At 62.9% G+C, this 24,473-nt stretch carries 17 protein-coding genes; 9 read left to right on the forward strand and 8 right to left on the reverse strand.

The genetic code is table 11. The features are described 5' to 3' along the window. The 8 genes from tssH to H1B27_RS12530 form a co-directional block, all read right to left on the reverse strand. Positions 1 to 2,640 carry a type VI secretion system ATPase TssH gene (gene tssH / locus H1B27_RS12495; protein WP_197966261.1) on the reverse strand — a complete coding sequence of 880 codons (2,640 nt, stop codon included), beginning with the start codon at positions 2,638 to 2,640 and terminating at the stop codon, positions 1 to 3. Between the two features lie 97 nt (positions 2,641 to 2,737). Beyond that, positions 2,738 to 3,802 carry a type VI secretion system baseplate subunit TssG gene (tssG, locus tag H1B27_RS12500; protein WP_197966262.1) on the reverse strand — a complete coding sequence of 355 codons (1,065 nt, stop codon included), beginning with the start codon at positions 3,800 to 3,802 and terminating at the stop codon, positions 2,738 to 2,740. Further along, a complete protein-coding gene (tssF, locus tag H1B27_RS12505; RefSeq protein ID WP_197966263.1) occupies positions 3,766 to 5,733 on the reverse strand; it encodes a type VI secretion system baseplate subunit TssF in 1,968 nt (655 codons plus the stop codon). Before tssF ends, tssG begins: the two co-directional genes overlap by 37 nt. Before the next feature lies 1 nt (position 5,734). Continuing rightward, entirely contained in the window at positions 5,735 to 6,283 is a 549-nt protein-coding gene (tssE, locus tag H1B27_RS12510; protein ID WP_156505323.1) for a type VI secretion system baseplate subunit TssE, read from the reverse strand. 183 nt (positions 6,284 to 6,466) lie between these two features. Then, entirely contained in the window at positions 6,467 to 6,952 is a 486-nt protein-coding gene (locus H1B27_RS12515) for an Hcp family type VI secretion system effector (protein ID WP_061881606.1), read from the reverse strand. Positions 6,953 to 7,002: 50 nt separating this feature from the next. Next, on the reverse strand, positions 7,003 to 8,505 hold the full coding sequence (tssC, locus tag H1B27_RS12520) for a type VI secretion system contractile sheath large subunit (protein ID WP_028178525.1): 1,503 nt from the start codon (positions 8,503 to 8,505) through the stop codon (positions 7,003 to 7,005). 17 nt (positions 8,506 to 8,522) lie between these two features. After that, on the reverse strand, positions 8,523 to 9,050 hold the full coding sequence (gene tssB / locus H1B27_RS12525; protein WP_028178526.1) for a type VI secretion system contractile sheath small subunit: 528 nt from the start codon (positions 9,048 to 9,050) through the stop codon (positions 8,523 to 8,525). 123 nt (positions 9,051 to 9,173) lie between these two features. Further along, positions 9,174 to 10,487: a type VI secretion system protein TssA gene (locus tag H1B27_RS12530; protein ID WP_197966264.1), complete on the reverse strand. Its 1,314-nt coding sequence runs from the start codon at positions 10,485 to 10,487 to the stop codon at positions 9,174 to 9,176. Between the two features lie 356 nt (positions 10,488 to 10,843). On the opposite strand from H1B27_RS12530, the gene H1B27_RS12535 reads away from it, so the two are divergent. From H1B27_RS12535 to H1B27_RS12575, 9 genes are read left to right on the forward strand one after another with little or no spacing between them, the layout of a single operon-like run. After that, positions 10,844 to 12,712 (forward strand): type VI secretion system Vgr family protein, encoded by a 1,869-nt coding sequence (locus H1B27_RS12535; protein WP_197966265.1) that lies wholly within the window; start codon positions 10,844 to 10,846, stop codon positions 12,710 to 12,712. Between the two features lie 5 nt (positions 12,713 to 12,717). Continuing rightward, complete coding sequence (locus H1B27_RS12540; protein WP_131868666.1) at positions 12,718 to 13,281, forward strand: DUF6931 family protein; 564 nt, start codon at positions 12,718 to 12,720, stop codon at positions 13,279 to 13,281. A gap of 12 nt (positions 13,282 to 13,293) precedes the next feature. Then, positions 13,294 to 14,670: a type VI secretion system-associated FHA domain protein TagH gene (tagH, locus tag H1B27_RS12545; RefSeq protein WP_197966266.1), complete on the forward strand. Its 1,377-nt coding sequence runs from the start codon at positions 13,294 to 13,296 to the stop codon at positions 14,668 to 14,670. A 47-nt stretch (positions 14,671 to 14,717) separates the two neighbouring features. Next, the gene (tssK, locus tag H1B27_RS12550) at positions 14,718 to 16,055 is read left to right on the forward strand and encodes a type VI secretion system baseplate subunit TssK (RefSeq protein WP_026201979.1); all 1,338 of its coding nucleotides are present in this window, start codon (positions 14,718 to 14,720) and stop codon (positions 16,053 to 16,055) included. Then, on the forward strand, positions 16,052 to 17,584 hold the full coding sequence (gene tssL, locus H1B27_RS12555) for a type VI secretion system protein TssL, long form (RefSeq protein WP_197966267.1): 1,533 nt from the start codon (positions 16,052 to 16,054) through the stop codon (positions 17,582 to 17,584). The genes tssK and tssL overlap by 4 nt, the downstream gene beginning before the upstream one ends. Before the next feature lie 44 nt (positions 17,585 to 17,628). Further along, on the forward strand, positions 17,629 to 21,180 hold the full coding sequence (gene tssM / locus H1B27_RS12560) for a type VI secretion system membrane subunit TssM (protein WP_197966268.1): 3,552 nt from the start codon (positions 17,629 to 17,631) through the stop codon (positions 21,178 to 21,180). Then, positions 21,177 to 21,878: a type VI secretion system-associated protein TagF gene (tagF, locus tag H1B27_RS12565; protein ID WP_197966448.1), complete on the forward strand. Its 702-nt coding sequence runs from the start codon at positions 21,177 to 21,179 to the stop codon at positions 21,876 to 21,878. Before tssM ends, tagF begins: the two co-directional genes overlap by 4 nt. A gap of 6 nt (positions 21,879 to 21,884) precedes the next feature. Beyond that, positions 21,885 to 22,661, forward strand: a complete 777-nt coding sequence (locus H1B27_RS12570) for a PP2C family protein-serine/threonine phosphatase (protein ID WP_197966269.1) — start codon at positions 21,885 to 21,887, stop codon at positions 22,659 to 22,661. Next, complete coding sequence (locus H1B27_RS12575) at positions 22,658 to 24,469, forward strand: serine/threonine-protein kinase (protein WP_197966270.1); 1,812 nt, start codon at positions 22,658 to 22,660, stop codon at positions 24,467 to 24,469. The genes H1B27_RS12570 and H1B27_RS12575 overlap by 4 nt, the downstream gene beginning before the upstream one ends. Positions 24,470 to 24,473: the final 4 nt, after the last annotated feature.

The following is a 24,473-nucleotide window of genomic DNA, read 5'->3' on the forward strand; positions in this document are numbered from 1 at the left end:
TCAGCTCCACGAATATGCGAATTTGTCGTCCGCGATCGAGACGCGTGTCTGCTTGATCTCTTCCTTGGCAAGCGATTTGCTGAGGAATTCGCGCGACAGCTCCGGCAGCAGGGTATTGGTGATGATGTTGTCGATCATGCGTCCGCCGGAATCCGGATCGTTGCAGCGTGACACGATGTGCTCCACGACTGCATCGTCATAGCTGAAGGCCGCGTTGTGATTGTCGCGCAGTCGCCGTCCGATACGGTCGAGCTGCAGCCGGGCGATGCCGGCGAGCATCTCGTCCGAGAGCGGGAAGTAGGGGATCGAGACGATGCGCCCGAGCAGTGCGGCTGGAAATACCTTGAGCAATTCCGGCCTCAGCATCCTGGCGAGCTCTTCCGGCTCATTGCGATACTTCGGATCGCGCGAAAGCCCCATGATCAGATCGGTGCCGACGTTGGTGGTCAGGATGATCAAGGTGTTCTTGAAGTCGATCCGTCGCCCGTTGCCGTCCTCCATGACTCCCTTATCGAACACCTGGAAGAATATCTCGTGGACGTCGGGATGGGCCTTCTCCACTTCGTCGAGCAGGATGACACTGTAGGGCTTGCGCCGGACGGCCTCCGTGAGGCGCCCGCCTTCGCCATACCCGACATAGCCGGGAGGCGCTCCCTTGAGGGTCGAGACGGTATGCGCCTCCTGGAACTCCGACATGTTGATCGTAATCATGTTCTGCTCGCCGCCGTAGAGGGTTTCGGCGAGCGCCAGGGCGGTTTCGGTTTTACCAACACCGGACGGTCCGGCCAGCATGAACACGCCGATCGGCTTCGACGGGTTGTCCAGCTTGGCACGGCTGGTCTCAACTCGCTTGGCGATCATCGTCAAGCCGTGGGACTGGCCGACGACGCGGCGGTTGAGGATCTCCGGCAGCTTCAGCACGGTTTCGATCTCGTCCCGCATCATCCGGCCGACCGGGATGCCGGTCCAGTCGGACACCACGGACGCCACCGACTGCTGGTCCACATGGGCGTAGACCATCCGCTTTTCCGGATTGATGCCCTCCAGCGTCTCGAACTTGCCGCGCAGCTCCGCGCGCTTGGCGGCCGGATCCTGATTTTCCTTGGGTTCGGACAGGATGTCACGAATGCTGCGGATGTCCTTGACTAGCTCCTGCTCCTTGGCCCAGTCGGCCTCGAGAGTCGTCAACTTGTCCTTCAGTGTTGCGATATCGCTGTCGATCGCGGCAACACGCTCGTTGTCCTCGATGCCCAGGTCGCTGTCGCTGACCAGCGCCGATTTCTCAGCTTCGCGAGCGGTAATCGCGACGCGCGCATCCTCGATCAAGGCCGGCGTCGCGCTCTGGCTGATCGCCACGCGGGCCGAAGCGGTGTCGAGCAGGCTGACGGCCTTGTCCGGCAGCTGTCTAGAGGGAATGTAGCGGTGCGAGAGGTTGACGGCTGCAACGATTGCAGCATCGGAGATGCGAACACCGTGGTGCTTTTCCATCGGGCCGAGAAGGCCCCGCAGCATCACGCAGCAGGTCTCGACGTCAGGCTCGTCGATCTGGATCGGCTGGAAGCGCCGCGTGAGCGCGGGATCCTTCTCGATGTACTGGCGATACTCAGCCCAGGTGGTGGCGGCGATCGTGCGTAGCGTGCCGCGGGCGAGGGGAGGCTTCAGGAGGTTGGCCGCATCACCGGTGCCGGCTGCGCCGCCGGCGCCGATCAGTGTGTGGGCTTCATCGATAAACAGGATGATGGGGGTCGGTGAACTCTGCACCTCATCGATCACCGAGCGCAGCCGCTGCTCGAATTCGCCCTTCATCGAGGCGCCGGCCTGCATCAGGCCGATGTCGAGCGCGCAGAGCCTGACATCGCGTAGCGGTGGCGGCACGTCGCCGGCGGCAATTCGCTGGGCGAATCCCTCGACCACGGCCGTCTTGCCGACGCCGGCCTCTCCCGTGAGGATCGGATTGTTCTGCCGCCGCCGCATCAGAACGTCGATCAGCTGGCGGATCTCTTCGTCCCGACCCAGGATCGGGTCCATCTCGCCCGACTTGGCCTTGGCTGTGAGATCCTGCGAGAACCGGTCGAGCGGCGTCGTCCCCTTGGGGCTCGCCTGATCCGCGCCCTCCGTACCGGCGCCGACCAGCCCCGAGCCGTCCATCGGACGCATGGACTCCTCGTCGGAGCCGGCCCAGACGGCGCGGCGCTCCGCGGCCAATGCGTCGACGTTCACCTTTGCAAATTCCTGGGAGAGGTTGTTCAGCGTGCGACGGATGTCGTTCGACTTGAGCCCGGCCACCAGCAGATGGCCGGTGCGGATCTGGGTTTCGCCGAAGAAGAGCGTGGCGTAGTGCCAGCCGCGATCGAGAAGATCGATGACCGGATTGGCGACGCCCGGCATATCGGTTTCGTTCTTGCGGAAGCCGTTGATGACGCCAGCAAGGTCCGACAGCAACCGTGACCGATCGAGCTTGTAATGGTCGACCGAGAGGCTGAGGTCGGTGCGATCCTGCTGCAGGATATGAAAGAGCCAATGCGCAAGCTCGACGTTGCGGTTGCCGGCGCTCTTGGCGTGGCGGAGAGCCTGTATGAAGGCATCATAGCCAGCCCGGTTCAATTTGCCGGTTACCGCTTCAAGGCTGATGTCGGTCACGGCGGCCCCTCCTGCTCAATTGCTCCGCGGATGCCTCGCACCTGGCGGAATTGCCTCGAATCCCATGATGTTAGGACGACAGGGGCGGCCGATAGGTTCAAATCGCCGCGGCATCCGCTGCGCTGCTCCGACGGGCTCTCAAGCGCTCGCCAAGCTGAAAGCGGGCATCGCGGCGATATTCTTCCGTGGACGTCCAGTTCGGCGAGACCCAGGTGGTCCATCCAAGTCGTCCGCTCTGGCCGAGTCTGACCGGGGCGACCTCTCCCGCTGGAATGGCGAGTTCAACCTCCCACTCCAGTTCGTCGCCGATATAAAGGAAGACGGCGTCCGCCAGCGGCTCCGACAAGTTGCGGCTTTCGGTCGGCAGAAACTGCTCGTATTGAGCAAAATTCTTGACGAAGACCCGAACCCTGATCTTGTCCTCGACGCTGAACACCCGTGAGCCGAGAAGAGCGTCTCGACCGAGGCTGGCATGGGCCTGCCCGATCCGGCTGCAGTGACTTGGGTCGAACGCGAGCCAGGTCCCGACAAACTCGTCGATCTCGACTTTGACATCGAACAGCCCCTGCAGGAACCGCGTCAGCCGTGACGCGCACTTCGCCCTTGGGGCGATAAGCCCGGCGAAGCTGAGCTTCGCCATGTCCGGTACGGTGTCCCGATTGGCGAAGACGTCGGAGCCGAGGCCCGCAAAGGAGCCGACATAGGCGATGAAGCGATCCTCTGCCGGCCGATCGTGCTGCGCGATCGGCCGCGCATCGGCCCAGGCGCGAAAGAACAGCTGCAGGAAGCGCCCGTTGAGCAGATCGAGAAATCGCGGGAAAGCGTCATCCCGCATCAGCCACCAGCTGAGACTTTCATCGGTGGTGGCAAGCGGCAGCGCGCCCTGCGGCCCGAGCAGACCCAGAAACTTGACGAGTATCCTGAGCCGGCCGTCCTGGTCGTCGACCGCTGCAAGATTGGAGGCGGGGAACTCCAGATATGGGACTTGACCGAGGTCGACATACTCGTCGCGGCGCGCGGCGCTGTCGCCGATCCGAGGTCGATCCCGGTTGGCTCGCTCCAGCTGGCGCAGCGTATTGAAGAAATCGAACCGCCAGGGTTCGGACTTCATCTGGTCGATCAGCGTCACAACGGTCTCCGCGTGCCCATGCGCGGTTGCCACCGCATGATCTCGCCGCGCTCCGGCGTTGAGATGACTGTCTGGGTAAACGTATTGAAGCCCGAATAGTCGGAGAAGAAACGCTCCAGAACGGCTCCGAGCAAGAACACGCCGCTCCCCTCGAAAGCCTTCTCGTCGAGTACGACGCTGATCTCCAGCCCGCGCGCTGCGCCGCTACCCGTGCGCTCTCGCACCCGCCGCACCACCGGCCGGCTTTCGATCGAGCGCACGCCGCGGATCTTGCGTTCCGTGGCGTCGTCGTACTGGTCGGCGAACAAAGACAGCATTTCGCGCAGCGCGCCGGCGTTCTTGCCGCCACCACGCTCGACAAGACCAAGGTAGTTCAGGCTCAGCATGTTGATCAGCCGCCAACTGACAACTCCGCTATTGGCGACCTCACTGCGGCTGCGCAACTGAGCCACCACCGGCTCCCGTGGACGTGTGGGACCGGCGACGCACACCAGATCGAGGGACGTATCATCCAGCAGGCGGAAGTCGGCGCCGCCGTGGCCAACCGGCAGGTGCTCCGTGAGATGCCGATTGGAGCACAGTGCCCGGACGCTGAGTTCGGCAACGGGGTTTTCTCCGCTCAGCTCACCGGGCTCGAGCAGTGACAGGAACATGTCGGTCCCGGTGTAGTCGGACGAAGAGCCATACGTCTTCTCCTCCATTGTGCGGCGTCGAGGCAGGCGGCGGACGGTGAAATAGAGACCCTCGACCGATCCGCTGGTCGTGTCGACGGCAGCCGAATACAGCGGGCGCACCAGACGCTTGTCCTTCTCCGCCGGAAGGTGCGCGTAGACTTCGATCACCTGGTGCGGTTCGTATTCGAGATAGCGGCTACGATCGGGCACCACGTGGTATTCGTGGGTATTCGATTTGACGGGGATGCGATCGCTCGTCTTCTCGAACAGATTGATCGCCGGCGCAGTATAGAGCTTGAAGGCGTCGGGACGCACCGCGGCGGCAAGCCGCGAATTGTGTTCATCGAAAGCGAAGACGATGTCGATCGACTTGCTGCGCAGGCGCGGCATCACGCTGCGAAGTCCGGTCAGGTTGACCCCAAGGAACTTGCGTGGAAATGCGAAATATTCCCGCAGCAGCTCCGAGCCTCGGAAGATCCGATTATCGTTGGGAAACAGCGACTCGTTCTCATCGAAGCCGATCTGTTGAACGCAGTCGAGCGGCGCACGCGTCACCACGGGATCGCCGAAGTCGTCGAGATGGCGGAAGTAGACACCTCTGCAATTCGCGATCAGTTGCTCGTAAAGCGCGATCGAATCTGACTCCGCGCCGGAGAGGTAGATCGGGAGCTCGCCCACGCGGCAGCCTGCAAACCAGGTTTCCGGTTTGGTCCGGGCCTCGGTGTCGGGCGGTTCCTCATCGAGCCGGGCCGCGGTACGGTGGGTCAACGACAGTCTCAGTCCCGCTATGACATCGCCGCCGACCGGTATCCCGAGTGCCTGCAGGGCGCCGGCTGTCGAAAAGTATTCGGCGCCGCTGATGTCGAACGGCCAGAGCACGATGTCGCGGCAAAGTCGAAATCGGCAGGCGAGGCTTCGCTCTCTCTCGCGGTACGTGGCGTCGAAATACGCGCCGCGCGCGATCTTCTTGCCGTCGCGCAGCGCCGGATCGGCATAGGGTGGCCGCGCCGCGACCAGCATGGCCGACGGAGTCGGGGCAAGATAGTTCGGAACCAGCTGTTCGAGCAGGTTTGCGGTGAATTCCGGAAATTCGTGCTTGAGCTTCAGCTGGACGCGGGCGGCGAGAAACGCGGCGCCCTCCAACAGGCCGGTGATCATCGGATCCGAGCGATCCCGGATCAGGCCGCCGAGGCGTTCCGCGATTCCGGGGAATTCTTCGGCGAAGTCTCCCGCCTGCTCGTACAGCAGTGACAGTTCACGATTGTAGAAGTCCAGGAATTCGCGGTTCATGCTAAAGTCGGTTGATCTGAATATCGCCGCTGTCGAGCTCGACGTCGGCGACGAATTCCACGGGAACGTTGAGCGGTTCGGCTTTCATGTCAGCGTGAACGATGAATCGCAGCTTGAGCTGCTCAGGGCCGACCGAGCCGTCGCGGCGGACGCGGATTGTCTTGCGATCGAGCCTCGGCTCAAAAGTCGTCAGGGTCTCGCGCAGCGCGCTGCTGAGTTCATCGTCCGTGACCTCGTCGATCGAACGATGGGCAATATCGGGAAAGCCGTAGTTCAGGATCGACATTCGCACGCAATCCCGGCCGGTCATGTCCAGTGTCGATTCCAGAGCGATCGTATTCAGGAGCGTTTCGAGGTCATGGGAGACCTCGCGCCGCAGCAATGTTTCCGAGATCGGATGGCGTCCCGTGCTGCGCCGGCCTGCGATGATCCGTTCACCTGACTGGTCGCGCAGATTGAGCTCTTTGCGCGCATCACGTGCCTCGTGAGCCGCGCGAAAGGCCAGCATGAGCGGTGGAGAAAGCCGATCCTTTTTTGGCGTAAGCGTCATTCCGGTCCCCATGTCGGCCGGCGCATATGCAGCTTCGGGGGCGGCAATTGGCGTCCGGCGTGACCTGCCGTGATCAAGCATCCAGCCCGAAAACCGGGATAGCCCGAAAGGTGCGGGCGGGATCGCGTCGCATGGCACCGGTTTCCGCTATCGGTAAACCGGCGCCAGACGAGGATCCGTAGATCAAGCCCATTCCTTGTTGGCAGGAACGTCCCAGCCGAAGGTCGGCGACGCCCCGGCGGCGCCCTTCTCCGTCTGGGTCTTGTAAGTCATCTTGACCTTCGCAAAGTTCAGACTCACGTTCTCGGTGAGACGATCTTCGCCGTGCGACCCGCCGGTCGACACGCTGGTGACCAGAACCTGCTTCATCTCGATCTTGAGATATTCCAGCGGGTTCTCGCCGGCCTTGCGAACGGTGAGGATCGCGGTATCAATGTGCTTGCCGTTCGCGCAGACCTTGAACAGTTCCGGCGTGGCCTTGTCGACGAAGTGCGTGAAGTGGAGATCCTGGACGCTGACCTTGCCGGCGCCGCCGCCGGATCCGCTGTGGAATGTACCGGTCTGGCTTTCGCCGAAAGACCAGCTCAAGATATCGATTTCGTCAGGATGTTTGTCGTCCTTCGATTCGCCCTTGATCGGATCGAGTTTCAAGAAAATATCGACAGCCATAGCATAATCCTCTCAAAAATCTTGATATTGACGGTCGCGATGACGTGACGTCAGGAGCTCGGGCCCGGCAGGCGCGAGACAAGGCTGAGGCCGACGTCCATCGCTTCAAGTTGAAAGTGGGGACGGAGAAAGAAGCGTGCGTTGTAGTATCCCGGGTTCTCCTCGTTTGCTATGACCTCAACCTTCGCAGCGGCCAGCGGCTTGCGCGCTTTCTGAGCTTCTGACGACAGGGCCGGATTGGCATCAACGTATTCGTTGATCCAGGTCTGCAGCCAAACCGTCAGCTCATCCTTCTCCTTCATGGATCCGATCTTGTCGCGAACCATGCACTTCAGATAGTGCGCAAAGCGAGACACTGCGAACATGTAGGGCAGACGTGACGATAGGTTGTCGGACGCGGTTGCATCCACGCCTTTCTCGCCGAAATACTTCTTCGGCTTGTAGAGCGACTGCGCACCGATGAAGGCCGCCTTGTCGGTGTTCTTGCGATGGATCAGCGGGATGAGGCCCGCCTTTGCAAGTTCGTGCTCGCGACGATCGCTAATGGCGATCTCGGTCGGGCATTTCAGGTCGACGCCGCCGTCGTCGGTCGGGAACGTGTGCGTCGGCAGGTTGATGACCTCACCGCCGGACTGCACACCGCGGATGCGCGTACACCAGCCGAACTCCTTGAAGGCGCGGTTGATATTGACTGCCATCGCGTAGGCGGCGTTGATCCAGCCGTATTTGTCGCCGGTATGCCCGTCGGTTTCTTCCTCGAAGGCGAACTCCTCCACAGGCTCGGACTTGGCGCCGTAGGGGAGGCGACCCAGTACCCGCGGCATGCAGAGACCGAGATAGCGTGAGTCATCCTGGTCGCGCAGACCCTTCCAAGCCGCATATTCCGGCGTGTCGAACACCTTGCCGATGTCGCGCGGATTGGACAGTTCGGTCCACGAATCCATTCCCATCAGCGTGGGCTCGGCCCCGGCGAAGAAGGGGGCGTGTGCCGCGCCGGCAATCTTGCTGAGATCGCGCATCAACTGCACGTCGGTGGGCAGATGGCTGAAGTAATAGTCTCCGATCAGGCAGCCGAACGGCTCGCCACCCAGCTGGCCGAATTCGTACTCGTAGACCTGCTTGAACAGCGGGCTCTGATCCCAGCGGGCGTCCGGGTAAAGCCGGAGGTTGCGATAGAGCTCGCTCTTGGAGACGTTCATCACGCGAATTTTGAGATTGGCGTCCGTCTCGGAATTGAAGACAAGGTAATGCAGACCGCGCCAGGCGCTTTCGATCGCCTGGAACTCCGGCGCGTGGAGGATCTCATTCATCTGCGCGGTGAGCTTCTGGTCGATCCGCGCGATCATCTCCTCGATGGTGTCGAGGACGTCGGATTTGATGACGCTGGTGTCCTTCAACGCTTCCTGGACGAGCGTTGATACCGCGTTCTCGACTTCGGTCGCCGCGCGTTCGGTGCGAGGCTTGAAGCTTTGCTTCAGCAGGGTCGCGAACTCGTCAGCCTCGACGGTCCCGAGCTGAGTAACGGTTGCTTTCTGACCAGCTTCTTTTGCCATGGTCCCCAGTCCTTCCCTTATTTCTCAACGTCGGGTTCGGTCGGCTGGCTGGCTGCGCGCTCCTGCAGCGCGGCCATCAGCTGCGGATCGCTGAGAAGCTTCTTCAACTGATCCTCGGCGGCCACCTTGCCGTCCATGTAGCGCAGCAGGTTGGCGAGCTGTTCGCGGGCCTCCAGCAGCTTGGCCGTGGCTGGAACTTGCCGGGCGACCGCCACCGGCGAGAAGTCGGCCATCTTGTTGAAGCGCAGGGCGACGGAAATCTTCTCGTCGGGCGCATCGCCCAGACGATTGGCCACGCGTGTCGTCACGCCGGGCTGAATTGCCGCCATGCGGTTGTCGAAATTGTCCATGTCGAACTCGAGGAATTTGCGCTCCTCGACCTTGGACTTCTCGACGCCGGCGTTGTTGCCGGAAAGATCGGAGAGGACGCCCATGACAAACGGCAGCTCGATCAGCCGCTCGGCGTCGTAGGGGTCTTCGTAGGTGATGTGCACGCGCGGTGCGCGGTTTCGCCGGATGAATTTTTGACCGCTGTCCGTAGCCATGGCTGCCCTCTCTACAAAATCGCTTTGGAAACCGACTTGCGCGACGCAGGCTGATAAGGCGGCTCAACTCGCAGTCGACAAGCTTCCTTATGTCCTGTTAGTGCCGTCGAGCGAAAAGCGGGTTCAATGCGATTTGTCGATTGTCTTGAGCGTCCCCTCGGGCAGGACGTCGTTCAAGAGGCTGAGGAAGTCTCGCTGCGCGAGATCGCGCGCGCGATCGACCAAAAAAGGGATCGGGCTGGACGGCTCTGCGGCTCGGAAAAATGCCGCCACCTTCGCCAGCAGGCCCAGAGCTTGAGTTCTGTTTTCTACACAAAAAACAACATCTTGAGATGCGTTCTCGACCGTGGATGAGGGTGTTATGGCGAGCTCCGCCATCCGTTCGATCGGCAGGTCGAAAACCTTGTCGCGTCCGATGTTGATCGCGGCGCTCTCCACGTGGGCGGGCACCAGCATCCGCATCACCTCGATGAATGACTTGCCGACCATTTCCTGCGCCTGGCGCACCAGCAACAGCGCCGGGTTGGACGGTTCCATTCGGGAAAAATAGTCCGCCACGGCCGCAAGCGCTGCGGTGGCCTGTGCTGACGAAGCCAGCGCGCCGGTCGTTTCCAGTGGCGCTTGCGCGTCAACCGGTGCCGCATCGTCCGGTAGCGCGGCCACTGCGGCCGGATCACGCTCCGTGACAAGACCCGCAAGCCACGCGGCCATACCGTTTGCGACTCCGGAGACTCGATCGAGGCTGATGGGTTGACCAGTGTTCAACTTTTCGTGCCAGATCGCCTTGATGCCCGAAATTTCAGCCGCGACCGCCGAGCACCGGGCACTCACGGCCTTGAGGGTGTCGAGATCGGTATCGCCGATGATGCGCTCGATGGTCGCTAGATCGGGGCCGCCCGCGTCGGCATCGCCGGACGCAATTTCGCCTTTGGCGACCTGATAGGCCCGGTAATTGAGGCTGCCATGCCTGCGGTTCTCGATCAGCGGAAGGAATTGGAGAGGGTTGATCACGGTTGGAAACACATCGATCGCTTCGATCGTGACGGCCCGAAGCGCATAGTCGTCGTCTTGGGCCCTCGGATGCACCGCTTCCCACTGATCCCTCAGCAGCGTGGTGGTCGCCTTCAGGCAATTCAGAAAGCCGTCGAGATCCCGGTTGAGGATGGAGAACTTGGCCAGCAGCATGTTCAGGCGCAGATCGCGGGTGCGCGCCAGAAGGGGCCGTACGGCCTCGAACTGGCCCGCGATATCGACGGCCTTTGGATCGAAACGTCCGCGCTCTCCATTGGCGTTGACGACCTCGAAATACGACATCGGCAGCAGGGATTCCGCACCTGCGAAAAAATTGAGGTACTGGATGTCGCCGGCGGCGTCGAGATCCGGCCCGCAGGGATCATCGGCCGCTATGGCCTGGGTGAGGGATGCGACGTCGAGCATGCGAGGATCGTCCGTCTCCTGAGCCATCCGCCCCTGTGCCGAAGCCGTGTCGTCCAGCGGATCGGGCAGGGGAAGATCATGATCTGATTGCCTTGGTAGGTCAGATCCATGATGGCCCTGGTTCATTCCCCAACGATCATGACAGTTTCGCGTGAACCGGCAAGCTTTTGGAGGCGACTATACTTGAGGGGCGAGGTGGTTCCTTGGACGGCTGCCGTGGCGCGTCAGAAGGCCCACCCACCCCCGGGGCGGACTTGCCGGCCCTGTCAGCGGCAGAAGGGATTTCCGCGGTTCTTGCATGACGCCTGATCGGCACTTCTGCCGATCACGCGGACGAAGAGGGAGTTAACGCCCACATGGGCCAGCTTACCCAGGATACCCGCCTCTGCGAGCTCAAGACGCCTCTCGGCAAAGACGTTCTGGTTTTCGTCGGATACGAGGCTTCGGAAGGACTCAGCGAACTCTTCGAATACCGCATCGAGTGTCTCAGCGAAGATGCCGATCTCGACTTCGACCGCGCGATCGGCAAGCAGTGCACGCTGACTATCAAGCTGCACGAAAAGGAACGCGAGTTCAGCGGCATTCTCACGGAAGCCCAATGGCTGGGGGTGAAGAACGACTACTTCAGCTATCGGATCGTGCTGAGGCCTTGGCTATGGCTGTTGTCGCGAACCACCGATTGCCGGATCTGGCAGGACAAGAAGGCGCCCGACATCATCAAGGAGGTCTTCAACGATCGCGGCTTCACCGATTATGAATCCAAGCTGACCGAAGAGGGCTCCTGTCCGAAGCTCGAATATTGCGTTCAGTACCGGGAGACCGATCTGAATTTCGTTTGCCGGTTGATGGAACAGCACGGCATCTACTACTATTTCAAGCACGAGGGCGGTAAGCACACGCTGGTGTTGGCGGACTCCAAATCGTCGCACAGCCCGATCAACGGTCTTGCCACGATACCCTACATTCCACTGACGGGAGCCGACCGGCGCGCCGAGCAACACATCTACGAATGGGTCGCGGAACGCCAGTTTCGGACCGGCAAGGTCGAGCTCAACGACTACAACTACCAGAAGCCCAACGCGCAGATGATCAGCGACGCCAAGGGTAACGAGCACTACACGCGGTCGGAGATGGAATTCTACGACTATCCAGGCAAGTTCAAGGAGAAATCCGACGGCGAGCGTTACGCGAAGATCCAGCTCCAGTCCGAACAGGCCATGGACCGGCGGCGGCGCGGCAACGGCGACGCGGTCAACCTGTTCCCCGGCGGACTGACCAAGCTCGAAAAGCACCACAAGGACTCGCAGAACATCGAATATCTCGTGGTGCGAGCCACCCATTCGTTCTCGATCGAATCCTATCGCACCGGCGGCCCGAGCGACGCCGGCCAACACGTCTATTTCGGCAGCTACGAGTTTCTGCCGAGCGATCGGCCGTTCCGCGCGCCGATGCTGACGCCGAAGCCGAGGATCAACGGCGTCCAGACCGCCAAGGTGGTGACCAAGGACGACAATTCCAGCGAGGAGATCGACGTCGAAAATCTCGGCGAAATCTATGTCCGGTTCTTCTGGGACCGGAAGAAAAAGCGGTCATGCCGGTTGCGCGTCGCCCAGGTCTGGTCCGGCAAGAAATGGGGCGGTCAGATCATTCCGCGCGTCGGACAGGAGGTGGTCGTCGAATTCCTGGAAGGAGATCCGGATCGGCCGCTGGTGATCGGCACGGTGTATAACGACGAATACAAGCTGCCCTACGACCTGCCGTCCAAGAAGACGATCGCGGGATTGAAATCGGACTCCACCAAGGGGGGCGGCGGCTACAACGAGTGGAACTTCGAGGACAAGAAGGGCTCAGAGAAGATCACGGTGCACGCCGAGAAGGACCACGACGTGACGGTCCGCGACACCGAGACGCGGACCATCGGCGAAGCCGCGCTCGGTGGTGACACCCGCAAGACCACCCTCGTCAACGGCAATGACAAGCTCGACATCGCGCTGGGCGGCCAGCATATCACCATGACGATGGATCAGTCCGTCACCGCGGGCCTGGCAATCACGCTCATGGCGAACGTCAACATCACCCTGCAGGTTGGTCCCAGCCAGATCATCCTGACCCCTGCGGGTATCGTCATCAATGCGCCGACGATCGCGATGACGGCGCAGGGCGCCATGGCACTCGCAGCCGGGGGACCGCTGGGCGCCCACGGCCTGCCAACTCTTGTCGGCTGACCGCTATGAGCCAGGTTCGGTTCGCTACGGTGCAGGATCTGTTTCAGGCCTATCCGATGGCGCGCCACGATGTCGGCAAGGCCGAGGTCGACAAGCCTTCGCTGGACTTCCTTCAGGACGCCACCGATGCGCGCAATTGGCACGGAGCCGTCTCTTTCTGCGCGTATCTGCTGCCCAGGCGCGTGGCGGTTGCCTGGGGATGCCGCTCGTTGCGACGGATGTTCGACCAGTTCGACGCCAACGACAGCAGATCGCTGAATTTCGTGGAGACCTGGGTCCGGCAGCCGGACGAGCAATCCCGGAACAAGGCGCTGGCGGTCGGCAATGCCAACGATCCCGAGCAGCCGGCGACATGGCTGGCGCTGGCGGCCGGATGGTCCGGCGGAAGCGTGGTTCCGGCAGAATTTGCGCCGGTCGAGGCCAAGCCCGACCAAGCCGCGCGCGCGGTGCGGGCGGCCCTGCTGATTGCCCTTTGCCGGCTGCCCCGCGAGTCCCGGGACCGGATAATGACGGCATGCCTGGAGGATGGTATTCAATTGGCACGCGGCGAACCGCGCCCTCCGCGCTGACGAGACGATGTGATGGTGCTTCGCTTCAATATCGAGAACGAACCGAATCTTCCGGACGGCGGCCCTGTATCGTTTTCGGTCACCGGCAGGCGTTCGGTCGATATTGGCCGGGACCGTCACCTCGATTGGACGTTGCCCGATCCGACGCGGATGATTTCCGGAAAGCATTGCGAGGTGCATTTTCGCGACGGCGCCTATTGGCTGCATGACGTCTCGACCAATGGCACTTTTCTCAATGGCGCCGACCAGCGCATCCGGGGGCCGCACCGGTTGCGCGACGGCGATCGACTTACCATTGGCCACTACATCATCGGAGTTTCACTGGAGGACGAGGCGGGCGGGCGTGTCCCGGACCGCGAGGCGCAACCGCGCGCTTCTCCCGTCCAGCAGCCTGCCGGGTACCAGGAGCTTTGGGCGGCCGACCGCGACGTGCCGCCGCCGATCGATCCGCAGCAGCTGAAGAACCCACGCGAGGCGGCGCGGCCGATCAATCCGGAGTTTCTGGATTGGGCCGCGAGCGTCCCGGCGCCGGGAGTGGATCCGTTTCGACGTCCATCGCCGACGCCTCCGCACCAGCCCGATGCGCAGGACGACATGAGCTGGGCCGCCGGCCCGGTCGCGACGCCGAGATCACTGGTCGAGGCAGCACCCGCCATGCCGACCCCGCGCCGGCCATCGGCGTGGACCGATGATGAAACAGCGCCCGTCCAGCCGCCGCCATCGCCGGCGCGGCCACCCGTTGAGCAGTCCCGCCCGGCACAAGTGGCGGGCGAAGGGCCAGCCGCGGCCAGGCCGGTCGGCGGCACCGAGTTCGCGCCGCTGGTGGCACGTGCTGCCGGGTTGCCGGACAATTTCTTTGCCAACAAGACCGACGCGGAGCTCGCCGAACAGCTCGGCACGATCTTGCGCATGACCGTGGACAATCTCATGGCGCTGCTGCAGGCGCGAACTCAGGCCAAGCAGCTGACCCGCAGCACCAGCCAGACGACCGTCCAGGCCGTGGAGAACAACCCGCTGAAATTCTCGCCGACCTCGGAAGAGGCCATGCGCATATTGTTCGGGCCGCGGACACGCAGCTATCTCGACGCGCAACGAGCCTTCGCGCAGGGCTTCGGCGACCTCAAATCGCATCAGCTGAAGACGTACATGGCGATGCAGCACGCCGTCCACGAGCTCATCGCCGGCATCGATCCGACGCTCATGGCGCGCGAACTCGAGCTTCAGCGCGGCGCGAACTCCTGGTTCGGCTCGAACAAGGGCAAACTCTGGGACGAATTCCTGACGCGCTGGAAGGCGCATCTCGGCCGCGACAACAGCGCGCCGATCGATACTTTCATGTTGCATTTTTCGGACTATTACGACCGCGCCGACAAGGGCGGATCAAAGTGACTATCGGCGACCACGCGGTCGCCAAACGCTGCTGAGTGGATGTAGGAATGTCTTGGTACAGCAAGGTTTTCTGGTCAGAAGGACTGTTTCTGCGGCCGCACCATCTGCAGCAGAACGATCGCTATATCGAACATTTGCTGGAAAAGCGCGTTCGCTACACAACGCCATACCCCTGGGGGTTCGCCCAGCTCGAGATCGACAAGGACCTCACCGAACAGAGCAAGTTCGCGGTGCGCAACGCGTCCGGCGTCATGCCGGACGGAACGCCGTTCGACATCCCCGCGGACAGCCCGATTCCGGAAGCGATCGAGGTGCCGGATTCTGCCGCCGGCCAGATCGTCTGGCTGATGATGCCGATCGCAGCGCCAAACACCCGCGAGGTTGATGAGGATCGCACCGACAGCGCCAGTCGCTATGTTCGCACGTCCGAGACCTTCATCGATTCGACCTCGGCGCTGCGCATCGAGGAAGAGATCGACATCGCTTATCCGCGGTTGTCGTTCGAACTGCGCAAGACCAGCAAGCCGGGATACATGGGACTCGGCATCGCGCGCATTCTGGAAGTGCGCGACAAGAACATCCTGTTCGACGACAAGTTCGTGCCGCCGATGCTGGTCTGCGCCGCACATCCCATCATCGACGGCTGGCTCAACCGCATCATCGGCTGGGTCGAGACCAAGCTCGACGAGCTGGCACGTTACGCGGTCGATCCGTCGTCCGGAGGCGGGTTGCAGAGCGTCGACTATCTGGTGCTGCAGGTGCTGAACCGGACCATTCCCGTGCTGACCCATTTCCAGCGTTCGGGCAGTGTTCATCCGGAACGACTGTACGAGGAGCTGCTGAGGTTTGCCGGTGAGCTTGCGACGTTTGCCACACCAGAACGCCGTGCTCGCAACTATCCGGCGTACGATCACGACGATCTCGAGAATATCTTCACACCCCTGGTGAGCGACATCCAGGACTTCCTGAGCGCGCGGCTGGGCCGGCGGGCGATCCGCCTGGAGATCATCGAGCGCGCCCAGAATGCGTTCGTGTCGCCGATCCGCGATCGGGCGCTGTTCCGGAATGCGACCCTGGTGCTGGAGGTCGCCGCACGGCGGCCGCTCGTGGAGATCCAGAACGACTTCCCGCATCTGTTCAAGGTCGGCCCGAACACCAAGATGAACGAGATCGTGCACGCCAACTTGCCAGGGTTGACGCTGGTGCACCTGCCGACCCCGCCGCCGCACATCCGGGCCATCACCGATCACGTCTATTTCTATCTCGATCGCAAGTCGCCGCTATGGCCGGAGTTCAGCACGGCGGCCTCGATCGGGATGCATTTCTCCGGCGACTGGCCGGAGCTCGAGCTGTACCTTTGGGCTATCCTGGAAGACAGGCCATGAGCGACAGGGACAAGCCGGTCAATCCTTTCGGTCGGGGCGAGCGGACGATCATTCGTCCCAATCCCGGCGGGAGGTTGCCGCCGGCGCCCACCGCTCAGCCTCCGGCGGGCGAGGGACCCGCGGCACGTCCAAGCTACTCGCCGTCGCCTGTGCCGCCTCCCGGCGCGCCCGCGCCTTCCTCGCCGTCATCCTCTTCTCCCATTCCGCAGCGCCCGAGCTACGCCGCTGCGCCGACCAGCCAGCCGGCCGAGGAATGGATATCGACACCCGCGCAGGCACCGGTGCAGCAGGGGATGCTGCCACCCGGACCGCCGTTGCGCATCGACGATCTGGTGGCGCCAAACGCCAATCCGGTGATGCGTGCGGCCGGCCCTTTGCTGCAATTGCTTGGCCGGTTGCGCGTGGCGCTCATGCGCGCGTCATTCGCAAGTCTGATGGAGCAGGTCGCCGACGCGATCAAGTTCTTCGAGAAGGATATCCGTTCGGCGGGGATCTCCGAGCATCAGGCCAACACGGCGAAATACATCCTGTGCGCCACCGCCGACGATATCGTGCAGCACATCCCGACCGATGAGCGCCATGTCTGGACGCAATATTCCATGCTGAGCCGGTTCTTCGGCGAGCGGGTGGGTGGTGTCCGTTTCTTCGAGATCCTCGACCATTTGAAGGTTGATCCGCTGATCAACTATCCAGTGCTCGAACTGCAGCATGCCTGCCTCGCGCTCGGCTTCCAGGGCATCCACCGTACATCGGCAGGCGGGCTTGCGAACCTGCAGGTGATCCAGCGCAACCTCTACGAATTGTTGCGCCGGGTCCGTCCCAAGACGGTGAGCGACCTGTCGCCCAACTGGAGGGGGCAGGCGCTGGCCGGTCGCCGGCAGCGTCTCCGCGTTCCGGTCTGGCTGGTGGCAGCCGTGGCCGCCGCGCTATTGACGGGGTCCTATTTCGTCCTGCGAACGCTGCTGGCCGGCCGGGCGGAGAACGCTGCCGAAGTCGCTCTGGCGCTGCATCCCAGCGATCCGATCGAGCTCAAGCGCAAGGTCATTGCACCGCCGCCACCACCACCTCCGCCGCCACCGCCGGACCGTATCACCCAGCTGCAGCGCATCCGCAATGCGCTCGCCAAGGAGAACACCGCCTGTGCCATGACCGCGGACCAGACCGCGAGCTTCATCGTGATCAGGGTCTGTGACCTCGCGTTGTTCTCGTCAGGCCAGGCCACCATCCTCGACGGCTTCAAGCCGGTTGCGGCCCGCGTCGCAGTAACCCTCGACAAGGAGCCGGGACGAATCCGGGTCGTCGGTCACACCGACAGCTCGCCGATCCGCACCGTGCGCTTCCCTTCGAACTTCGAGCTGTCGGTCGAGCGCGCCAAGGCGGTTGCCGCCGCGCTCAAGCCCGGCCTCACCGATGGTTCGCGCGTCGACGTTGAAGGCAAGGGAGCGGACGCGCCGATCGCACCCAATTCGACGCCTGACGGACGCGCCAAGAACCGGCGTGTCGAGATCTTTATCGAACGCAGCGAATAAGCAGGCTCCACGGCTCACGCGGTTTGCGACACAGGTACCGATCAATGCTTGCCAAGGATATCATCCGCATCATTCTCTACGGAGTTGGGCTCAGCTCGCTCGGCGCCGTGATCTATTTCGCAGGTCCCTTCATTGCATTCGGCGACTGGCATCCGCTCGAGAACCACATCATCCGCCAGATCGCGATTCTGCTGCTGGTCACGGCCGCAGCGGGCGTCGCCGGCTTCAGTTTCTTCAAGCGGCGCAAGAATGCCAAGGAGATCGCCGACGGGATCAGTGCGGCAGATCAGCCCGTCAGCGACGAGCCGGTTCTCAAGGAACGCATGAAGGATGCGCTCGCCACGCTGAAGACCGCCAGCGGCAACAAATCGAGCTATCTCTACGATCTGCCCTGGTACGTCATCATCGGCCCGCCCGGCGCCGGCAAGACCACCGCGCTGGTCAATTCCGGGCTCAAATTTCCGCTCGCACGCGGGGCGACGCCGGCTGCGGTTGCGGGGGTCGGCGGTACCCGCTATTGCGATTGGTGGTTTACCGAGGAGGCCGTCCTGATCGATACGGCCGGCCGCTATACCACCCAGGATTCCAACGCCAAGGCCGACAAGGAAAGCTGGCTGGCCTTCCTCGACATCCTCAAGAAGAGCCGGTCACGCCAGCCGATCAACGGCGTCCTGGTCGCCATCAGCATCGAGGACGTGCTGACGCTGCCGAAGCAGGAACTCGCGCTTCACGCCGACGCCATCAGAATGCGCTTGCTCGAGCTGCATCAGAAGCTCAAGGTCAGCTTCCCCGTCTACGCGCTTTTTACCAAGGCCGATCTCGTTGCCGGCTTCACCGAATATTTCGCCTATCTCGGCGAGGCCGGCCGTCGCCAGGTCTGGGGCGCGACATTCCAGACCGCTGACAAGACCCAGAATCTGGTGGGACAGATACCGGTCGAGTTCGACCGTCTGCTGGAGCGCCTGAGCGAGGAGACACTCGACCGCCTGCAGGACGAGCCGACCCCGCAGCACCGTGTGCAACTGTTCGGCTTCCCGGCACAGATGGCTCGGCTCAAGCCCCAGATCCACGACTTCCTCAACCAGATCTTCGAGCCAACGCGCTACCACGTGAACGCGAACCTGCGGGGATTCTACTTCACCTCGGGTACGCAGCAAGGGACGCCCATCGACCAACTGATCGGGTCGCTGGCGCGCACGTTCGGCGCGGAGGAGGTCGGTTCCGGATCCTATTCAGGGACGGGCAAGAGCTATTTCCTCGCCGATCTCATTTCCAAGGTCATCATCGGCGAGGCCGACTGGGTCTCGACCGACCGTGCGGCGGTGCGCCGCGCACTGATTCTGAAAACCGCAGCGCTATCCTTGATCGGTCTGGTCTCGATCGGGCTGATCGCAGGATGGCTGACCAGCTACAAGCGCAATTCCGACTTGATCGCGCAGAGTGTGCAGGCGGACAACGAATATGCAGCCGCCGGAGCGCCTCTCATCAAGCAGACGCTGATCGACGATCATGATCTCGACAAGGTGTTGCCACTGCTCTATCGGCTGCGCAACGCCCCGGCGGGCTACGGTTCGCGCAACGAGTCGGTGCCCCTGTCGGCCCGTTACGGGCTCAGCCAGCACGCCCGGCTGATGTCGCCCTCCAAGGCGGCCTATCATGCGGCGCTCGAGCGCATGTTCAGGCCACGCCTGCTGTATCGTTTGGAGGAGCAGCTCAACGCGCGCATCAACGAATCTGCATTCGTCTACGAGGCGCTCAAGGTCTATCTGATGCTCGGCGGCCTGCAGTCGCCGGACCGCGATCTGATCCGCTCCTGGATGCAGCGCGACTGGCAGGACAATCTCTATCCCGGCGCAACCAACGCAGAAGGACGGCGCCTGCTCGACGAGAACCTCACGGCGATGTTCGACCTCGAGACGGAGCAGCCCCCGCTTGTCGAGCTGGACGGCCGGCTGATCAAGCAGGCGCAGAACTCCCTCGCGCGCCTGAGCGTGTCGCAGCGCGCCTACGAATTCCTGAAATCCGAGGCTCGCTCATCGACTGCAGGCGACTGGATCGCCGCCCGCCGCGGCGGTCCTGACATGGCGGTCGTGTTCGAAACCACGACGGGGCAGCCTCTGGACGCTGTGCGGGTGCCCCAGTTCTTCACGTATAACGGCTTCCAGCAGAACTTCGTCGCCCGGCTGCCGGGTTTGTCGGAGCGCATGAAGAAGGAACGCTGGGTTCTGGGCGATGCCGGCCAGCAGTCGGCCATCGACCAGCAGTACGACAACCTCGCCGGCGACCTCGTGAACATCTATTCCAACGAGTTTGTTACGACTTGGCGAACCGCGCTGGGCAGCTTGCGTCTGAAGAAGCTGCTTGCCGACAAGCCGAAATACGAGGTGCTAAGGGCGGTTTCCGCGCCGACCTCACCGATGCGGCAAATCCTGGAATCGGTGCGCGACGAAACGACACTGACCAAAGAGCGGCCGAAGCCGGCGAATGCTGCGACGAACCCGGCCACGCCTGCTGTGGCCGCGCCGCCACTGTTCACCAACGCCCAGGATGGACCACTCGGGGCGACGATCGAAGCACAGTTCAAACCATATCATGCGGTGCTGGAAGGCGACAGCACCCGCCGGCCGATCGACTCGACCATCGCCAACCTGAACGACATCGCGCAGAATCTGACGCTGATCATCGAGAACCCGCAACTGACCGCGCAGGCGACCGCTTCGCTTCAGAGCCAGGTTGCGGCCCTGCGCAACAATGCCTCGCGCATGCCGCCGCCGTTCTCCGACATGCTGCGCGCGGCCGCCGCGGAGTTCGAGGGCAGCATTGCCGCCTCGACTGCCGGACAGATCCTGCAGGCGCTGCGCGATCAGGTCACGCCGGTTTGCCAGCAGACAGTGACCAACCGGTATCCGTTCGTCCGCGGCAGCAATCAAGAGGTGCCACTCGCCGACTTTGCCAAGCTTTTCAGTCCGAACGGCATCATGGACAAGTTCTTCACCCAGTTCCTGGCGTCTTACGCCGACACGTCGCGATCAGATTGGACGTGGCGGAAGGAGAGTCCCGTCGGCCGATCGTTCTCGCCCGACACGCTGAAGCAGTTCCAGAATGCGGCCTATGTCCGCGACGCCTTCTTCCAGACCGGCGGTGGCGTACCGGCGGTGTCGTTCGCAATCCGGCCGCCCGGGGCATCCGGGCCGGGCGTGACGGTCAAGACCGAGATTGGTGGCACGACGATCACCAGCCCGGTCACGCCGGGCCCGCCCACGGCTTCGTCCATGTTCGGCGGGCCGCAACCTCCGCCACCACCGCCGCAGCCTCAGAGCAACGCACCGACCACCGTTCTCTGGCCGGGTCCGTCGCCGCGGACGGCAATTTCGGTCAGCAACGATATCGGGCCGCCATCCGTGCTCGAGCGCATCGGTCCCTGGTCGTTGTTCCGGATGCTCGAGGCTGGATCCTTGGTGGTGAAAGCAGAAACCGCCAGCGCGACTTTCATCGTCGCGGGGCGCGAGCTCAACTATCAGATTTCGACCGGGTCGTTGCGCAATCCCCTCAACCTGTCGGTGCTCCGCGAGTTTCGTTGCCCGACTGGAATATGAACATGCGTTGTGGGCTATTCGGCAAGATCGGCGCGAAGCGTGATTTCATCGCGATCGCCACCCCGCGCAGCTTCCTGGAAGCCTGGGAGCCATGGGTGCAGTCTGCGCTGTCGGCCAGTCGTCATCAGCTTGGCCCGGGCTGGCAGCAGGCGTTCCTGACCGCACCGGTCTGGCGATTCTGGCTTGGCGCCGCCATCTGCGGCACGACGGTGGCGGGGGCAATGATGCCTTCGCTCGACGGGGTGGGGCGGTATTATCCATTGACGGTGCATGCGGTGTCGGACGAAAGCGCCTTACTGCCGCCGCCGAGCATCGATCCTCAGGATGAATGGTACGGGCAGGCGGAGGCGTTCCTGCTTTCGACTCTGGATCAAACTTCGACCTTTGAGCAGATATCGGGTGCTCTGGATCGTCTCGTGGTGCCGCGACCGCAGGCGCCGATCGCCGACGAATCGCAAATGATCGCACTGGGCGCAACGACCGTCGGAGCGGTTTCGGCGGATGACGCATTCACCAAGTCCTTTGCCGCGCTTTCCGCTGCCAGTCCGCAGATCTATGCTGCGGCAAGTTTCTGGTGGACCGCGGGTGGCGAAGGCTTTCCATCAATGGCGCTCGCTTGCCGCGGATTGCCGGACCCATTTCACTACTCCACAATGCTGACCGGCGATCTCGGCCGTACAGCATCCGGGACGGGGTGACGCGCGATGGTGCATATCCCTTCCTTGTTCGATGTCGGCAGCGTCACTCATGCCGGACGGGTGCGGACGCGCAACGAAGATTCGTGCCTGGTCCGGACCGATGTCGGCCTGTGGGCCGTCGCCGACGGTATGGGCGGTCACGAGGCCGGCGATCTCGCCAGCCGCATCGTCGTGCAGTCGCTTGATACGATCGGCTTGCCGGACTCGGCCGCCGACTTGCTGACGCAGTGCGAGGAGCGACTGTTCCATGCGAACCGGCAGATCCTGTCGCTCAGCAAGGAACGGCAGGGTGCCACCGTCGGCACCACGGCGGCGGTTCTGCTCGTGCGCGACGGCTATTATGCCTGCATATGGGCGGGCGACAGCCGGGTCTACCTGGTCACCCGGGGCAGCATCAATCAGGTATCGCATGATCACAGCGAGCTGGAGGAACTGATTGCCGGCGGCGCGGTGTCGCGCGAAGACGTCAAGGACTGGCCGAGCAATGCCATTACCCGGGCCGTCGGCGTCGCCGATGATCCGGAGTTCGAGGTCGTGACCGGTCCGGCCGAGCCGGAAGACGTCTTCGTGATCTGCAGCGACGGCTTGACCAAGCATGTGCAGGACGACGAGATCCTGCAGCATGCGATCACGCGGCACGCCCAGGCGGCTTGCGATGACATGCTCGCTTTGGCTCTTGATCGGGGAGGGCTCGACAACGTGACGATCGTGGTTGTGCGGCTGCTGGTGCCGCGATCCTCAGAACCGACGAGATCGCCGCTGGATCGGGAGCCGCAACCATGAGCGTTAACGATCCATTCCCGTCGGGCTACCGTGGTGTGCCGCCCGGCACCCGCCTCAACGGCATCTACGAGATCGAAGCCGTGATCGGCGCGGGCGGCATGGGCGAGGTCTACAAGTGCCGTGAGATCCAGACCGGATCGCCGGTTGCGGTGAAAATGCTGCTGCCCGACATGGTCGACAACGAGGCCGCGCTCGCGCTGTTCCGGCGGGAGGCAGCGGCGCTTCACAATCTCCCGCACGACGCGATCGTTCGCTACTTCCTGTTCACCGTGGAGCCCGTGCTGCAGCGACCGTATCTCGCGATGGAGTTCGTGAACGGCCGTTCGCTCTCGAACATGCTCGACGAAGGGCCGTTGACTTTCGAGGCGCTGGTCAAGCTGATGCAGCGCGTTGCATCGGGACTGGAGGCCGCCCACGAGCACGGCATCATCCATCGCGACGTTTCCCCGGACAACATCATCGTGCCGCTCGACGATGTGAGACGCGCCAAGATCATCGATTTCGGCATCGCCCGATCGACCCAGATGGGTGACAAGACCATCATCGGTTCGGGCTTCGCCGGCAAGGACAACTACGCGTCTCCGGAACAGGTCGGCCTGTACGGCAACGAGATCACGGCGAAGTCCGACGTCTACAGCTTCGGCCTCGTGCTGTTCCATGCGCTGACCGGACAGAAGCTCGACATGGGCGGAAGCCAGTTTCAACTGGTGGAGAAGCGCCGGCGTGTGCCCGATCTCGGTGCGGTAGACATGCGCATCAGGCCTTTGCTGGAGCGGATGCTGCAGCCCGATCCGGCGTTGCGTGCGACCATGGCGGAGGTCGCCAAGTGGACGCCGACAGGTCCGCCCCAGACATCCACCGCGCCGTTGTCCGGCTTCGATCCGCTGGCGCGGCCGGAAACCGCGGCGCCGGCCTGGCAGGATAGGGCGCCCTCAACCGCGCAGAAGAGGCCGCGCAGTCTCTGGCTCTATGCGAGCGCAGCCGCGGTGCTGCTCATGTTGGGCGGGGGTGGATATGCCTTCTACAAGCTGGTCTGGTCGGCGCCTGGCGTGGCGGGCTTGCCGCCGCCTCCGAAACTCGCGGGGACAATGTCGCCGCCGAAAGTCGAGCCCTCCGCACCACAGCCCGGACGTCAGGAGCCGGTGAAGCTGTCACCACCGCCGGCGGTAACGCCTACTCCGCCAGCCGAGGGGCAGGGACGCGCCGAACGCATCCGCAAATATGTAGCTCAATACTCCGGCGGCGATTGCTTCTTCATCTTGCCGGTTGCGGTCAGTCAAACCGCCGCCGTGATCGAAGGCTACGGCGCCTCGACGGCCCCGTTCGATACGTTCGACAAGGCGTTTCGGCGGGACCAGGGATTTGAGGCTTCGGTCGGTGTCAGGCAGGTGACCCAGGCCCAGTGCCCGGCCGTCAAGTTCTTAAGCCAGGTGGGAAGCGACCAGATGCGAGTGCCGCGCGTCACCCTGTCAGCGACGGAACTGAAGGCCGGCGAAACCCTCAACGGCACCATCGAGAACTTCGCCAATCGTGTGGTGGAATTGCTCATGGTATCGGATCGCGGTGAGGTGCAGAGCCTGTCTTACCTCCTGAAGCCGGGTATTGACTCGCTGTCGTTTTCGCTCCCGGTCCCGCGCGCGAGCGGTCCGCAACTGATCTTGGCCGTAGCGACTCCGCAGGTTCTGGACTCGTTGCGCCAGCCGCGACCGACCGCTGCCGACACGTTCTTCCTGCAGGCGCTGAGTGACGCCCAGCGCAACCGCGTGACGATCACCGCGGCCGCACGATACGTGATGCTTACGAACTGATCGG

It is taken from the genome of Bradyrhizobium diversitatis, assembly GCF_016031635.1.
Taxonomy (GTDB): Bacteria; Pseudomonadota; Alphaproteobacteria; order Rhizobiales; family Xanthobacteraceae; genus Bradyrhizobium; species Bradyrhizobium diversitatis.

Excerpts from the sequence above, each read along its gene's own strand:
- tssB (WP_028178526.1), bottom strand. The coding sequence starts at position 9,050 with ATGGCTACGGACAGCGGTCAAAAATTCATCCGGCGAAACCGCGCACCG.
- tagH (WP_197966266.1), top strand. The coding sequence starts at position 13,294 with ATGGTGCTTCGCTTCAATATCGAGAACGAACCGAATCTTCCGGACGGC.
- H1B27_RS12540 (WP_131868666.1), top strand. The coding sequence starts at position 12,718 with ATGAGCCAGGTTCGGTTCGCTACGGTGCAGGATCTGTTTCAGGCCTAT.
- tssM (WP_197966268.1), top strand. The coding sequence starts at position 17,629 with ATGCTTGCCAAGGATATCATCCGCATCATTCTCTACGGAGTTGGGCTC.
- tssE (WP_156505323.1), bottom strand. The coding sequence starts at position 6,283 with ATGACGCTTACGCCAAAAAAGGATCGGCTTTCTCCACCGCTCATGCTG.
- tssL (WP_197966267.1), top strand. The coding sequence starts at position 16,052 with ATGAGCGACAGGGACAAGCCGGTCAATCCTTTCGGTCGGGGCGAGCGG.
- tagF (WP_197966448.1), top strand. The coding sequence starts at position 21,177 with ATGAACATGCGTTGTGGGCTATTCGGCAAGATCGGCGCGAAGCGTGAT.
- H1B27_RS12535 (WP_197966265.1), top strand. The coding sequence starts at position 10,844 with ATGGGCCAGCTTACCCAGGATACCCGCCTCTGCGAGCTCAAGACGCCT.
- tssF (WP_197966263.1), bottom strand. The coding sequence starts at position 5,733 with ATGAACCGCGAATTCCTGGACTTCTACAATCGTGAACTGTCACTGCTG.
- tssK (WP_026201979.1), top strand. The coding sequence starts at position 14,718 with ATGTCTTGGTACAGCAAGGTTTTCTGGTCAGAAGGACTGTTTCTGCGG.
- tssC (WP_028178525.1), bottom strand. The coding sequence starts at position 8,505 with ATGGCAAAAGAAGCTGGTCAGAAAGCAACCGTTACTCAGCTCGGGACC.
- H1B27_RS12530 (WP_197966264.1), bottom strand. The coding sequence starts at position 10,487 with ATGCTCGACGTCGCATCCCTCACCCAGGCCATAGCGGCCGATGATCCC.
- H1B27_RS12570 (WP_197966269.1), top strand. The coding sequence starts at position 21,885 with ATGGTGCATATCCCTTCCTTGTTCGATGTCGGCAGCGTCACTCATGCC.
- H1B27_RS12515 (WP_061881606.1), bottom strand. The coding sequence starts at position 6,952 with ATGGCTGTCGATATTTTCTTGAAACTCGATCCGATCAAGGGCGAATCG.
- H1B27_RS12575 (WP_197966270.1), top strand. The coding sequence starts at position 22,658 with ATGAGCGTTAACGATCCATTCCCGTCGGGCTACCGTGGTGTGCCGCCC.